12 protein-coding genes are annotated in these 15,435 nt (G+C 37.4%); 4 read left to right on the top strand and 8 right to left on the bottom strand.

Annotation, left to right across the window (positions count from 1 at the left end; genetic code table 11):
* Positions 1 to 133: 133 nt before the first annotated feature.
* Positions 134 to 703 (bottom strand): elongation factor P, encoded by a 570-nt coding sequence (gene efp / locus AOLE_RS05165; protein WP_004790907.1) that lies wholly within the window; start codon positions 701 to 703, stop codon positions 134 to 136.
* A gap of 73 nt (positions 704 to 776) precedes the next feature.
* Between efp and epmB the strand changes: the two genes are divergently transcribed.
* The 3 genes from epmB to AOLE_RS05150 are packed head-to-tail and all read left to right on the top strand — an operon-like array spanning position 777 to position 5,662.
* Complete coding sequence (gene epmB, locus AOLE_RS05160) at positions 777 to 1,793, top strand: EF-P beta-lysylation protein EpmB (RefSeq protein ID WP_013197153.1); 1,017 nt, start codon at positions 777 to 779, stop codon at positions 1,791 to 1,793.
* A 15-nt stretch (positions 1,794 to 1,808) separates the two neighbouring features.
* Complete coding sequence (locus tag AOLE_RS05155; RefSeq protein WP_023274156.1) at positions 1,809 to 3,554, top strand: hypothetical protein; 1,746 nt, start codon at positions 1,809 to 1,811, stop codon at positions 3,552 to 3,554.
* Positions 3,551 to 5,662 carry an EAL domain-containing protein gene (locus AOLE_RS05150; RefSeq protein WP_081399280.1) on the top strand — a complete coding sequence of 704 codons (2,112 nt, stop codon included), beginning with the start codon at positions 3,551 to 3,553 and terminating at the stop codon, positions 5,660 to 5,662. Before AOLE_RS05155 ends, AOLE_RS05150 begins: the two co-directional genes overlap by 4 nt.
* Before the next feature lie 63 nt (positions 5,663 to 5,725).
* Here the strand turns inward: AOLE_RS05150 and rpmE are convergent, their stop codons facing one another.
* The 4 genes from rpmE to AOLE_RS05130 form a co-directional block, all read right to left on the bottom strand.
* The gene (rpmE, locus tag AOLE_RS05145; protein ID WP_004652835.1) at positions 5,726 to 5,950 is read right to left on the bottom strand and encodes a 50S ribosomal protein L31; all 225 of its coding nucleotides are present in this window, start codon (positions 5,948 to 5,950) and stop codon (positions 5,726 to 5,728) included.
* Positions 5,951 to 6,145: 195 nt separating this feature from the next.
* The gene (locus tag AOLE_RS05140) at positions 6,146 to 7,117 is read right to left on the bottom strand and encodes a bile acid:sodium symporter family protein (RefSeq protein ID WP_171056844.1); all 972 of its coding nucleotides are present in this window, start codon (positions 7,115 to 7,117) and stop codon (positions 6,146 to 6,148) included.
* 132 nt (positions 7,118 to 7,249) lie between these two features.
* Complete coding sequence (gene gloA / locus AOLE_RS05135; RefSeq protein WP_005307276.1) at positions 7,250 to 7,651, bottom strand: lactoylglutathione lyase; 402 nt, start codon at positions 7,649 to 7,651, stop codon at positions 7,250 to 7,252.
* A gap of 22 nt (positions 7,652 to 7,673) precedes the next feature.
* Positions 7,674 to 9,848: an AmpG family muropeptide MFS transporter gene (locus AOLE_RS05130; RefSeq protein WP_013197150.1), complete on the bottom strand. Its 2,175-nt coding sequence runs from the start codon at positions 9,846 to 9,848 to the stop codon at positions 7,674 to 7,676.
* Between the two features lie 165 nt (positions 9,849 to 10,013).
* Between AOLE_RS05130 and AOLE_RS05125 the strand changes: the two genes are divergently transcribed.
* Positions 10,014 to 12,632 carry a Lon protease family protein gene (locus AOLE_RS05125; RefSeq protein ID WP_013197149.1) on the top strand — a complete coding sequence of 873 codons (2,619 nt, stop codon included), beginning with the start codon at positions 10,014 to 10,016 and terminating at the stop codon, positions 12,630 to 12,632.
* Positions 12,633 to 12,682: 50 nt separating this feature from the next.
* Here the strand turns inward: AOLE_RS05125 and AOLE_RS05120 are convergent, their stop codons facing one another.
* From AOLE_RS05120 to surE, 3 genes are all read right to left on the bottom strand, one after another.
* Positions 12,683 to 13,612, bottom strand: a complete 930-nt coding sequence (locus AOLE_RS05120; protein ID WP_005307284.1) for a LysR family transcriptional regulator — start codon at positions 13,610 to 13,612, stop codon at positions 12,683 to 12,685.
* 101 nt (positions 13,613 to 13,713) lie between these two features.
* Positions 13,714 to 14,538 carry a peptidoglycan DD-metalloendopeptidase family protein gene (locus AOLE_RS05115; protein WP_005307286.1) on the bottom strand — a complete coding sequence of 275 codons (825 nt, stop codon included), beginning with the start codon at positions 14,536 to 14,538 and terminating at the stop codon, positions 13,714 to 13,716.
* A gap of 111 nt (positions 14,539 to 14,649) precedes the next feature.
* Entirely contained in the window at positions 14,650 to 15,420 is a 771-nt protein-coding gene (surE, locus tag AOLE_RS05110) for a 5'/3'-nucleotidase SurE (protein WP_005307288.1), read from the bottom strand.
* Positions 15,421 to 15,435: the final 15 nt, after the last annotated feature.

Genomic DNA, 15,435 nt, shown 5'->3' with positions numbered 1-15,435 from the left:
TTTATATTGTTATGTACTGTTCTATCAAATCCTTGTGACTGTACTCCTCCTTTAATTTTTTTCCTCTTATACTTTCGCATAAAAAAAGGGATGATTTACATCATCCCTTCGATAATAGTGTATTTTTTAACTATTATGCACGCTCTAAATAATCGCCAGTACGAGTATCTACACGAACGCTTTCTTCTTGCTGAACAAATAACGGAACACGAACAACCGCACCTGTTTCAAGCTTAGCTGGTTTACCGCCGCCGCCAGAAGTATCACCGCGTACGCCTGGATCAGTTTCAACAATTTTTAATACAACGAAGTTCGGTGGGTTTACAGTTAAAGGTACGCCGTTGAACAACATAATCGTACATTTTTCATTTGAATCGTCTTTTAACCATTTTGCAGCATCGCCCATTGCAGTTTTGTCTGCAGCGATTTGCTCAAAAGATACAGGATCCATGAAATTCCACATTTCACCATCGTTGTATAGGTATTCCATTTCAACTTCAACAATATCAGCAGCTTCTAAAGAGTCACCTGATTTGAAAGTTTTTTCTAATACTTTACCAGTTTTAAGGTTACGTAATTTTACACGGTTGAACGCTTGACCTTTACCTGGTTTTACATATTCGTTTTCCATGATTGAACATGGGTTACCATCAAGCATAACCTTAAGGCCTGCTTTAAAATCATTTGTAGAATAATAGGCCATGAAAGGCACACTCCAAACTTAACAAGTCAACTATGCGATATAATGCGTTGTTGCATTATCTTAATCGTGTCAAATGATAAACTATTTATACCAAGAGCAAAACTGGCAATCACAACTGAGTGACCTTATTACTGATCCGTCGGAGTTGCTAAGCCTACTCGAGTTATCCTCTGATCAGCTATTATCAGGTGCGATTCTGGCTTCTGAACAGTTTAAATTGCGTGTTCCTCGCGCGTTCGTCGGAAAAATGAACGCTAAAAACCCTTTTGACCCGCTTTTGCTACAGGTTTTACCTCATCATTTAGAACTTGAAGAACATCCTGAATTTGTAACAGACCCTTTGGGTGAAGAAGCAGCAAATCAATTACCCGGTGTATTACATAAATATAAATCACGCTTTTTACTGACTTTGACAGGTGCTTGTGCCGTACATTGCCGTTATTGTTTCCGTCGTCATTTCCCCTATCAAGAAAATTTACCGAAAAATGATGATTGGCTAAATATTAAAAATTACATTGAAGCGAATCCGCACATTAATGAAATCATTTTAAGTGGTGGAGACCCCCTTACGCTTTCTAACCGTAAATTAGCACTTTGGCTAGAACGTTTATCATCTCTCAAACAAATTAAGATTCTGAGAATTCATTCACGAGTTCCAATTGTGATTCCAAACCGGATCGACGAAGAGCTAATTTCTTTATTAAAAAACAGTAGGCTGCGTATAGTTCTGGTGGTACACTCAAACCACGCTTCTGAACTCGATGACTTTACCTGTTCAAAATTGTTGCAGTTATCTGCCGAGCACATTACTGTACTTAATCAGGCAGTATTGCTTAAAGGCGTTAATGATTCTGCACAGACATTAATTGATTTAAGTTATCGTTTATTTGAAGCTCGCGTTATGCCTTATTACTTACATGTTTTAGATAAAGTAAAAGGTGCACAACATTTTGATTTAATACCATCTGAGATAGATGATATATATCGTGATGTGTTAGCGAACCTACCGGGGTATTTGGTTCCTAAACTCGTCAGGGAAATTGCGGGCGAAAAGAATAAAACACCGCTTTTTGGGGCAACAACATTTTGAGTTATATAATAAGTGATGATGAATAATGCACTATCGGACATTTTTCACAATCAAACCGAACTCACTCGTGAGCGGTTAAGCTTTTGTGAAGCCAATATTAAAGATCTTAATGAATGGGTCACTACCCTTTCTATTATGCAACTCGGCGATACGTCAAAAGCATTATTCACCGCCATTTTAGAGCTCAATGAATTAAAATGTAGTGAAACCTTACGTTTTGATCTTATACAAACGCTTCATCCCACCATTAATAACGTTCTTGCGAGTCTAGAAAAAAACTTTTTTAACCAAGGTGTTATTAGTACAGACCGTAACGAACATATTATTGAGTTAGCAATGTTGCTGCGTTGCTATTTCGCCAGTATTTATTTAAATATTGCACAAAATAGCCATGGGCAATTACAGCATCAAAAGTTTTCTCTATTTGCCTATAAGCAAAAAAAGAATTTGCAAACGGCACGTACCTTATCGACTTTTCATGCACTACAACAATTAACGAGCCTCTTATATCAGCAGCATATGCTCTATAGTGAGCCTCTTAAAGGACAGTGGCTGGTTGCACATCAGCTCTACGAAACCGCTGTTCAACACAAATATCATCTCATCAATATTAATCATATTCAGGGTATCCACCACCCTCTAGCAAATATTACCCAAGCTTATGCTCAGCTAATTTTGCTCGATATTTTAAATACGAATCAGATTCGCCAATCAGAAATTCAAGCCTTATTTCAATGTAGTTTTGACTGGGCAAGAATGATTCAAATTTTGCCGAAAGATACAGCCTTAACCAAATATGTAGTTGACCCTAGTAAAGACCATCCGCCAGTCTATAACACCAAACGCAGCTCTAATTTTAGTCCAAGCATTTTTATAGGCACACAAGCTTTACTTGAGCATGTCACTGCAACCATGCATAAAAATGCGCAATATATTTCCAAAAATGAAAAGTTTTATTTAAGCCCGGCTTTAAAGTTTCATGTTCAAACAATTTTGGGTACAACGGCTCAACGTCGTCATGAACGTTATGAATACAATGCAGAACTACAAATTTGTTTCGGTTTAAGTACGGCTCATTTCTATCTAGCGAAAGCAAAAAACTTTGAAGAAACGCTACAACTTAACAATAATTACAACTTACAAAGTGAGTCTAAAGTTTTATCCAATTTAGAGAAAAAAGAACAACAAACCACATCCTATCAACGCTTAAGTCGTGAAAGCAAAACCATTTATCAAACCACTGTTCTCGATATTAGTGTCAATGGATATCGTATTAAATGGTCTGGGGAAGCACCGAAAAATCTAAGAACCGGTGAATATATTTTAGTTAAAGAAACTTTGCATGGACAATGGCGCGGTGGCGTAATCCGCTGGATTAAACAGTCGACAGAAAAATCCCTAGAGTTAGGTTTAGAGATTTTGTCACAGGCGATGTTCCCTTGTGCAGTGCATATTCAAGCTGAGCGTCATACACGCAATTATCATCCTGCACTACTACTACAAACACAAAATCTAGAAGAAATACAAAATACGTTGATTTTACCGGGGTCACAAATTTTTAGAGAGCAACAAACAATTCATTTACGATTGGGGACAGAAGAAATCAAAGTGTATCTACTCAAAGCACAACTCATTACTCAAAGTTTTATTCAATTTCATTTCGAACTTCTGAATGAGCAGCAACAAAATCTGCTTGATCAGTTCATGATGAAAAAGAATAGCAACTCTAGCAGCCAAGATTTATGGGAAGCACTAAAGTGAGAAACTCTTTATTATCTAAAAAGTTAAAACGTACTGAAACACGTTTACTCATTATTGATGACAACCAGCTACGTTATAACCAGATTTTAAATTTATTATTGGGGAATAATTATCAAGTTCATGCGTTATTACTTGATGATCTAAAAAGTTTCGAAAAACAGTTAAATACGCCTTGGGATGCTATTATTTTTGGTCGTGCTTATGACCTAAAAATTGAACAAACCCTCTCCCTTATTCAAGCATCTGAGCAGCCACATTTACCTGTTTTATTATTGCAACCTGAAGATTATCAACCTCAGCAATATCAATCCTATATTCATAAAGGTATCTATGATGTAGTTCCATTAGAGCCATTAGATTATTTTTATATCACGCTTATTCGGACCTTGTCATATAGTCACTTATTGCAAACTGAGCAACGTCTGACCAATGAATTGGAAACTATTCATTCTCATACACAAACATTGGTGAATAACAGTCATAAAGCAGTTGCCCTCTTTCAAGAAGGCATGCACGTTAAGGCAAATACAGAATACCTCAACCTTTTTGGCTTTAAGCAAGAAGAAGAGATTATCGGCCTACCCATCTTAGATGTTTTACAACCCAATGATTTAAATATTTTTAAACAAAGATTTAAAAAGATTTCATTAGGTCAATTTGATCAGGCTCGTTTTGAAATCCAGAGTCAACATGCAGCAATTTCAGGTAATAATGCTTTAAAACTTGAATTTATTCCGAGTCAAGAAGAAGACGCCGTACAGTTAACTATTGACTATCAACTAGATTTACAAACACCTGCCAATATAGCTTTTGCTGAAAAAAGTTACGGATCCACTGCGCCTTGGCAACAAATTAATCGACAACTATCGACACACCCTGCTCAAGCGAATGCATTGGTTTTATTCAGACTAAATCAGTGCCCAGAACGAGTGTTTCAACTAGACTGGCAAACACCCGGACAATATTTTAATCAGCTGCAAAGTTTCCTGAAAGAACAGGCTCAAATGCCGATTTTCAATCTTGAACTTGGGTCATATCTTGGCGTTTTGCAAGCCGAAAACAGTACAGTCCTTAACTCCCAATTGGCTAGTCTGCAAACTTTGCAAAAAGAGCATTTATTAACGGTTAATGAACTTAATTACTCAGTACAATTCAAACTGAGTTATGCGCAAATTACAGAGCCATTAAATGAAGCTAGCTTTGCAAAGCTTCTTGATCAAACAAATCAGCAAGCCTTACCTAAAGCCAAGCCAGAAATTGAGCTAACGCCAACAATCGATATTATCCCTTCTGAACCTATCAGCTCGTCTTTGTCACTTGATTTAAGCCTTCAAGATGTTGATGCTCCAATGCCTTCACCGTTATTACAGCAGTTAAAGCAACAGCTGGCACGGGGTGAAATTCATTTAAAATATCAGCAGATTTATGATAAGCATGATCAAGAAACCCATAACTACGAAGTGACGAGTGGTTTTATTGCAGATGAACAGTGGCATGATTTAAATGATTTAGCCGCATTGCGAGATGATAGTGAACTTTCGATTCAATTAGACCGTTGGATTTTGGTCGAGGCTTGCAAGCAGCTACATAATTTCATTACGCAGTACCCGAAAGCCAAGCTGATTATTAACTTAAATATTGATATCTTACTCAAAGATAAATCAGCCCCTGAACTCATTTCGAAATTACTCACCATTATTGGTAGTAAGCAAGAAAGCCCGTTGATTTTACAATTTTCAGAGCAAGCGATTCAGCCACACCTTGCAATTGCACAGCAACTTATAGCCCGCCTACGTCAACATGGCGCAGAAATTTCAATTCGAGATTTCACATCTTCTATGTATAGTGAATCGATATTGCAACAACTTGATGTTCAATATTTAAAATTGCAATCGAAGAAGACAGAGCTATTAAACTCAGATGCTGGTTTAGCGCAATTACAAGAAAAGATTCTAAATTATTTGACTGTAAAACCTGTAGGGATTTTACTTGCCGATCTTAATGATATGAACTTATTTGCTAACGCTTGGAATGTGGAAGCACGTTTCTTACAAGGTCGTTATTTCCAGAAACGACTTGATCGATTAACAGATGTACAAGACCAATAATGGTCTTGTCGTTCATAAACAAAAAACGGGCATAAAGCCCGTTTTTTGTTTCGTTTTTCAGTATTAACGCTTGATAGAGCGAGACATACCAGAGAAACGTTGTTTGAATTTGTCGATACGACCACCAGTGTCTACATTCTTTTGCTTACCAGTGTAGAAAGGGTGGCAAGCTGAACATACGTCAAGGTAGATAGTTTCTTTACCTAAAGCAGAACGAGTTTCGATTACGTTACCGCAAGAACAAGTTGCAACTAATTTTTCATATTTTGGGTGAATATCGGCGCGCATCGTCGATTACTCCTAATTGTAGAAAGGCTTAAGCTGTTATCGCAATTGATCACTCTCAAAATAAATCGAGGAAAGCTCAAAATGAGCAGATCAACACCACAACAGACCATTCTTTTGGCCCACCGAAACCTCTAGGGTTAGAGCTAAGCACAACAAGTGGACAAGATTATACGCCAAATATTTTTTATTTGCGAATTAATCTTTAGATTTAGCCCAGTAATTTGCAATTACCCCACAAACCATTAATTGGATTTGGTGAAAGATCATAATAGGCAACACAATCATGCCTAAAGGCTGACCAATAAATAAGATTTGCGCCATCGGCACACCACTTGCCAACGTCTTTTTTGAACTACAAAAGAAAACCGTGACTTGATCTGCTCGGTTAAATCCAAAAGCACGAGGTAGATACAGTGCTAATAACATAATGACCGTTAAAAGAACTGAACAAGCAACCACTAAAATAAGCAAGGTTTTCCAGTTTACCTGATGCCAAAGACCTGCAACCACTGCCCCACTGAACGCGCCATACACCACCATCAAAATCGAGCCTTGATCGAATGCTTTAACAATACTTGGAACTTTTGCCATATAAGGAAAAATATAAGGACGTAATATTTGCCCTAAAATAAATGGCACTAACAGCAACAATGTAATTTGTATAATTGAAGCAGTCGGATCGAACCCATGTTGGCTTTGGCCTAAAATAAAAAAGCTCACCAACACTGGTGTAATAAACATACCAATCAAATTGGAAAAAGATGCGCTACAAACCGCTCCAGCCACATTCCCTTTTGCAACTGATGTAAATGCAATAGAAGATTGAACTGTAGAGGGTAAAAAGCACATAAACAGAAAACCCCAGTACAGCTGCTGGCCGAGTAGAGGTAACAGAATCGGTTTAGCTAACAAACCCAACACAGGGAAAATAAAAAAAGTAAATGCGAAGACAAGTAAATGCATTTTCCAATGCAAAACGCCTTCAATTACAGCCTCGCGAGACAGCTTTGCACCATGCAAAAAGAATAAAATTGCAATCGCGACAGTAGTCAGTGTATTGAAATATTGCGCAGCTTGACCACTGACTGGAAAAAATGTTGCTAGCAGTACCATTCCAACTAACAAAATTGTAAATCGATCAAGTGCCAATAACTTCAACATAGCCACATCCTATGATTATTTTAGATAATAAAAAACCCAGTTGATAAATTGACCATCTGGTCAAGCGTTCATCATACTGGGCTAAAAAAATAAAGCTAGACTTTTAAGACCTAAATCTTAAAGCGTCATAGTCAATTTTTAGTTATTTGTCGCATTAGCATCTTGTTGAATCAACTCGATTTTATAACCATCTGGATCTTCAACAAATGCGATAACGGTAACACCACCTTTCATTGGGCCCGCTTCACGCACAACTTTGCCGCCACGTGCTTTAATTTCTTCACACGCTTTATAGGCATCGTCAACACCAATCGCAATATGACCATAGGCATTACCTAACTCATAACTTGATGTATCCCAGTTATGGGTAAGCTCAAGCACAGTATTGGTTTCTTCATCACCATAACCAACAAATGCCAGTGTAAAGCGCCCTTCTTCATAATCACGCTTACGAAGTAACTTCATTCCTAATACTTCGGTATAGAACTTTAAAGATTGTTCTAAATTGCCTACTCGCAACATTGTATGAAGCATTCGCATATATTTATCTCCTAGGAAACCTTTATTTTGATGATTGATTAGCCAACAACTTACCTACCCATATCACGAGTAATAAAATTGGTAATCCCATCAAAAATGTAGCCGTAAAAAAGCCTGAATAACCGATATGATTCACTATTGTACCTGAGTAACCACCAATCGTTTTTGGTAACAACAGCATTAGCGAGCTAAAAATAGCATATTGCATGGCAGTAAATGACACACTCGTTAAACTAGAAAGAAATGCAATAAAAACTGCCCCAGCTAATCCAGAGGCTAAGTTATCAAATATGATGCCCATTACTAACCAAACTTTGCTATAAGGAACAACCACTTTTCCTTTCAATTCAATATCAATATTTTTATCAATCGGAATCGCAGGAATATCGGATAAACTCATACGATAACGAGGCTGATTCTCTTCTAGTTGCTTTTGATAAGAATGATTTAAAGTTAAAGTATGCGATTGCTTATTAGCTTCATAATTTGCTTCTACTTGTATTGAATTAAGTTTAGCAAGATCATTTCCAGGAACAATAACACTCCAATCATTATCTTTAATCTTGCCTTCTATTTTATCTTTTGAATTCAATAAAATGCTAACTGATTTTAGTTCACTATTTTTAGGCAGATTCAATAAACTACCATGAAGAATTACATCTTTTTTCAGCTCATCTTTATATAAAAGATTATCTCCACCAATTGCTTGAATATAAATATCTGGTTGTGATTCTGAGCTAAATAATTTTAATGGAAGGTTTATCTTTAAGGGTTCAGTATATCCCACAGGCTGAGAATCAATTGAGACTTTATCCTGAGCTGTTGTTAATGTATTACTTGGGAATTTTAATGACCAATTTCCTACTTCATCAGGGCTGGTAGTATAAGTTTGATCCCCAATATGAACCTGAACATTTTGCATAGTGGCACCAGACTTAACTAATCCAACAAAAATCAAGTTAGTAGTGCTTGCTAAAATTGCTCCTAAGAACATCATTTTCATCACATTATAGCGTTGTGCTAACATTCCTCCGAGGAAACCACCCAATATGACAAAGAAAATTGCAAAAAACTTATTAAACCAAGCAATTTCTTCTTTATCAAAATTTAAGTCTAAATAGAATAAATTAGCCATTACACCAGCAACGACATCTGAAATACGATAAAACCCTATTAACAATAAAATTGCTAAAGCAACTTTTAATCCATATCGTTTAAAGAAATCTAATAAAGGTGATAACCATGTTTCTACAACAATTTTTTTATTAATTAGACCAAATTTAATTAAACCTAGAATTACAACAACAGCAATTGATATACTAATTAAAAATTTAATAACTAAAAGTAAAAAACTTAAAAAAGCATCTTCAATAGAAAATGAATCAAAAATTAAACCGATTTGATAAAAACTAATTCCAAAAACGATGGTTGAAATAACAAAAACCGCAAATAACTGAAAATAATCTTTAGCTTGATAGTGATGCTGAATACGCTTAACTTGAGGCTCATGGATAAATAATGTTGTAATTATTCCTATACCCATTAGGCAGGCCATTAATAAATATGTAGTTCTCCATGCTTCATATATATAGTTACCAACTGCGGTACCTAGAGAAGCCGCAAATAATAATGCACCTAATTGCGTGATGATTGTAGCAGTACGATATCCAGCATTATAAGTTGAGGCTAAAACAGTTTGTACATTAGGATCTTCAGTTAATTCAATACGGTAAGCATCCACAATAATATCTTGTGTAGCTGAAGAGAAGCCAAGAAAAATAGCCGCTCCTGCCATAATAGTTAGATTTGAAAATGAACCAAACCCAGAAGTGTTCGGTAATGGATTTGTAAATGCCATTAAACAAATTGCGCAGATAACTAAAATCTGTGCAATTAACAACCAACTACGCCTTAATCCCATTTTTTTTGTTAAATAAGGAAGTGGTAATTTATCTATTAATGGAGCCCAAATAAATTTGAATGAGTAAGCTAACGCTGCCCAAGAGAACATCGTAATAGTACTTCTGTTAATTCCAGCTTCAGTCAACCAGAATGATAAGGTTGAAAAAATTAGAAATATGGGAATTCCTGAGGAAAAGCCTAAAAACAACATAATAATTGCTCGGCGATCCAAGAAGGCCATAAAAGAACTTTTCCACCCTTTTGATTCAGCACTCATTCGATTTTTATTTTCCATAAATTATAAATGTGCCTATTCAAACCCTTCTTACAATTGCTTTCAAGATTCTTTATGCAAACATTTTTGTTTTGGCGATAAAAACCGCAAGTTTGCTTGATATTTTATGCTAAACCTGTATACCTTAAGGCTTCAACCTTCGTTTTCTTTTGCTGGATATCAACAGTGACACAAAAACTTGATCAAGTGACTATTTCAACTTTATCACTCGCTAAAACAACCACCACAAACGTCACAGTAAATGCATTTCCTTCAGCTTTTGAGCAACCTGATATAAAAATGACCTTAGATAAAACCGTTTTAAAACCTGAACAACTTACACATATCCCCGATTTTGAAAAAATTCCAGCTTCAACTAAACGCATCAAACCTCTTAATAATTTTTTAGGTCAAGATCGTGCCAAAGCATCTGTAGAGGCGGGAATTTCTTTACCCTACTCAGGCTATAACATTTTTGCAGTAGGAACTGCTGGTTTAGGCAAACGTACTATGATTAAACGTTTGTTACAGCAGCACGCCAAAACAATGCCAACGCCTGATGACTGGGTGTATGTCTATAATTTCAAACAAGCACGTCAACCTATTGCTCTACGCTTTCCAGCAGGTCAAGGAACTAAGTTTCAACAAGCACATGATCAAACTTGGCAAATTATTTTAAAGCAACTTGAACGCCGTTTTAGTGCAGAGACTTATCACAATCGTATTGAACGTATCCGTCAGGAAACAGGTGATGTACAACAACAAGCGCTTGTTGAACTAACCAAAGAAGGCGAAGAACTTGATTTAAAACTCATTTCTCGTAATGAGAAACATGGTTTTGTTCCCGTACAAGTCAAAGATGATCAGGTTCAAGAACTTACCCAAACAGATATTGATGCATTAAATAGTAAGCAACGCGCTGAAATTGCGGCCAATATTCGCTATATGGATAAAAAGCTGGATCGCCTTGGTCTACATTTAGGTGATTTAGAAGATGATGCACGCGACAAAGTGTCTGTGTTAAATCGAGATATTGCAACGCAAGTTGTTATGCCAAGAATGGAGCTTATTTTAAATAAATATGGTCAAGTGAAAGGACTTGAAGATTATTTAAAACAATATGCCCAAGATATTATTGATAATGTTGAACTGATCTTAGAACAAGATGAAGATGATTTTACTCCATCAATGTTCAATCGTGTTCCAGCACGTTATCAAGCCAATGTGATTGTTGCAAATAAACCAAATAGTGGCGCTCCTGTTATTTTTGAAGACTTTCCAACGCACTATAATTTACTCGGCCACGTTGAACAGCTCACTCATAACGGCACAATTACTACAGATTTCACTCTCATTCGTCCAGGTGCTCTACATCAAGCAAATGGTGGTTTTTTAATGCTTGAGGCCGAGCAATTACTCGAACAGCCTTATGCATGGCAAGGTTTAAAGCGTGCCTTAAAATCAGGACAACTTAAGTTATCTTCTCTTGAACATATGCTGACGTTAACAGGCTCTATCTCGATAGAACCTGCTGCGGTTCCACTTGATATTAAAGTGGTTCTTATGGCAGAACCTGAAATTTATTATGAAATTTTAGAAGTAGAACCAGAGCTTGGTAGTGTATTTAAAATTCGTGCAGATTTTACTGATACATTACAACGTAATGACGAAAATGAACAAGCCTACATGCAGCTCATTGCTGACTATGTACAAGCGGATAAATTGCTTCCGTTTGACCGCAGTGCTTTAGCAGCTTTACTTACTGATTCAAGCCGTCAGGCTGAAGACCAAAGTTCACTGTCGTTACATGCTTCAACCTTAGGTGACCTGATTCGCGAAGCACATCATCATGCATTTAAAGCGAATGAGAAGCTGGTAACCGACCAGCACATTAACCTCGCTCTACAACATCGCCAATATCGCTTAGGCTATTTAAGAGAGCTTTACTGGCAAGATCTTTCACGCGGTACACAATTAATCGAAACATCGGGATACCGTTTAGGTCAGATCAATGCCCTCTCCGTGATTCATTATGCAGATGTTGAGTTTGGTTTACCTTCTCGTTTAACGGCATCTGTTTATCAAGGTGGCGGTGATATTCTTGATATTGAACGTAGTGTAGAACTTGGTGGGTCACTTCATGCGAAAGGCGTGCTGCTGATGTCTAGCTTCTTGAAAGCTCACTTTGGTCGTGAACAGATTTTACACTTCTCGGCTGCACTTGCATTTGAACAGAGCTATGGTCAAGTTGATGGCGATAGTGCAACTGTTGCTGAGCTTTCAGCGTTGATTTCTGCAATTAGCCAAATACCAATTGATCAATCATGGGCAATTACCGGCTCTATGAACCAATTAGGACAAGTTCAACCTATTGGCGGCGTAAATGCAAAAATTGAAGGATTTTATGATGCATGTAAGCTACAAGGCTTGACTGGTAAGCAAGGTGTCATTATTCCTCGTCAAAACATGCAGCATTTGATGTTACGTCAAGATGTTATTGATGCTGTTCGCAGCGGCCAATTCCATATCCATGCAATTGATACGATTGATCAGGCACTTGAAATTTTAATGGCTCGTCCGGTCGGTACGCTCGATAAGAAGGGTAAATACAGCAAAAATTCAATTTATGCAGCAGTAATGGAACAACTTGAATATTGGCAAGCCATTGAAGATGGTGCTGAAATTGAAGAAGAGCCAAAAAAGAAAAAGAAAAATAAGAAAAAAATTAAGAAGCATGAAGAACTTACTGCTGAGGATCTGCCACAAGAAAATGCAGAAGAAGTTGCTACATTAAAACAGAAGTAATAAAAAAGGGCCTGTAAAATACAGGCCTTTTTTATTTCAGACTTGCAAAATTAACGAACGATTTGAATCGCTCGCCCTCCTGCTAACTGGCTAAAATATTGTTTAAGTGCTTCAACACAACGTTGAATTTTCATTGGTTGTTGATCATGCTTGGCAACCTCTGCATACAATGTAAACGTTGGTAATTTCCAATCTGGCATGAGTTCAATCAAAGAACCATTTTTTAGTTCTTTCTGAGCATCTAAATATAAAATTCGTGCAATACCATGCCCTTGCTGACATAACGCTTTTGCAACTTGTAAATTATTACTCTGCAAACGGCTTTGCATTTCAATATTGAGCGTTTCACCTGTTTTTACATGTTGAAAATTAAAATGGCGCGAGTCATTCATGACATTAATCGACAACAATTCATGATCTCTTAAATCATTAGGATGCACAATTGGACTAGACTGATTCAGATAACTAGGAGAAGCAATCAAAATTTGATCTACAAAAGCCATCGGAATGATCGAGCTGCTCTCTTCTACAGGAGTAGAGCTCATGCGAACCGCAATATCAATTCGCTCTTCAATTAAATCGATATAACGATGTCCAACTTCGAAATGCACAGATAAACCGCGATGAGCCGACATCCAGTGAGATAATGCAGGAATGAGGTGTTGAACTGCCAAATCAGGAGTTGTCGCAATACGCAAATCCCCGATTAAGTCATCCCTCAATTCATTAATTCTGATTTTTCCCCTTTCAGCCGCCGCCAACATCTCTTGACAGCTTGAAAAAAAAGCCTGTCCGGCTTCTGTCAAACTAAGTTTACGAGTAGAGCGATGTAATAGAGTTACATCCATTTCATGCTCAAGCGAGCGTATCTGCTGACTCACCGCACTTGTTGTAATTCCTAATTCACGTGCCGCACCACTAAATGAACTTTTTTCAACCACACAAGCGAAAACACCCATCGCACGAAGCTGATCTAACATAGGTTTCCTCGAATCTAATTTTAAATTTATAAAAAATGCTTATTGTTGTAATGAAAGCAACCAATTACATTATACGAGGAAACCTAAGTTTTTTGCATTAGCTATTTTGGTAAAAGATTTATAGGATTAATCGGTTTTCCATCCAAACGAATCTGGAACTCGAGCATGACTTGAGATGCACCAGTAGAGCCCATTTCGGCAATTTTTTGTCCAGCAGTTATATTGTCACCGCTTTTTACAAACATCTTGCTATTGTGGGCATACGCACTGATATATCCGTCAATATGCTTAATTAAAACCAGATTTCCGTATTCTTTTAAGCCATCAGCTGCATAGACAACTTGACCATCAGCTGCGGCATAAATAGGGTCACCCTGATTTCCACCATAACGGATTCCTTTGACATTATTTGCCAAATTAAACCCTTGAATCACTGGTCCATTGGTCGGTTTTATCCAACGTAAGCTCGAATTTGGTGCAACTGATGCCACTGTCGTATTCGTTGACGGTACAGTAGACGGCTGAGTTACCGGTGTAACTGGTTGTGTGGTTGGTAGAGCAATGGTTTGACGTTTGATTTGCTCAGGTTGTGCCATGACTTGCGTAGATACTGTTCTTGGTGAAGAACCTTTCTTCAAACGTAATGATTGATTGACATAAATACGATATGGCGCAGGAATATCATTCATTTCGGCAATACTGATATAGTCCAGACCATAACGCATTGCGATACCACTTAAAGTATCACCTGAACGAACTGTGTAATAGTTAGGAGCCATTGCATAGCGAGAACTATTATTAATTTGTGGTTTAGAAGCACAGCCTGCCATAGCTACGGTAAAACCTACAGCCACAGACAACAACATAATTTTCATTATTTTGTCTTTTTGGATATGCACTCTGTTTTGTTGCCCAATTAAATGCATTGATCTCCCTCACTAAATGCTACAAATCATTTCGGCTAAGAGTACCAAAAAAGTAAGAGGAAACACGTTCCTCTTTTTCTTTATTCACAAAGTTATAACATTCGAGCTCAATTATTGACTCAAACTGACCTGAAGGTCTTCTAAAACGGCGTAATTTGTAGCATCCATTTGAATAGGTGTAACACTGACATAACCGTTTGCTACCGCAAAGAAATCCGATTGAATCTGGCTTGAAACACGCTCAGGATCTGTAACCGCCTCGCCTGCTAATCCAATCCAGTAAACTTGGCGTCCTCTTGGGTCGACATGGCTGGTAATAGGTTTAGATTGAGCACGGCGTCCCTGATACGTAATTTGTGCTCCTTTTAACTTCGGTACATCAGGAATATTGATATTAAAGATGTGTCGCGGAGGCAAAGCTGGCAATCCGCTTGCAATAAAATCATGTACCCACTGTGCAGCCTGAGCATAATCTTCTTTAACATTATAAGCGCGTACATCAGGACCAGCTAAAGAAACAGCAATTGCAGGTTGCTTCATTAAACGTCCTTCAAATGCAGCACCGACTGTTCCAGAATATAAAACATCATCACCTAAATTAGCGCCACTATTGATTCCACTTACGACTAAGTCAAATTCGAAATCAAACAAACCATTCATAGACAAATACACACAATCTGCTGGCGTACCATTCACAGCCCATACATCTTCGGCAATTTGAATTGGGCGCAATGGTCGATCTAGTGTTAATGCACTTGAAAAACCACTTCTTTCACTTTCTGGTGCAACCACAACCACACGTCCAAGCGGTTTTAATGCTTCAGCTAAAGCCTGTATACCTGGCGCAAAAACACCGTCATCATTCGCTATTAAAATATTCACTAAAATCTTTCTCTA

The sequence above is a fragment of the Acinetobacter oleivorans DR1 genome, assembly GCF_000196795.1.
GTDB lineage: Bacteria > Pseudomonadota > Gammaproteobacteria > Pseudomonadales > Moraxellaceae > Acinetobacter > Acinetobacter oleivorans.
The sequence above is the reverse complement of the archived record's forward strand: the minus strand, read 5'-3'. Positions and strand labels throughout refer to the sequence as shown.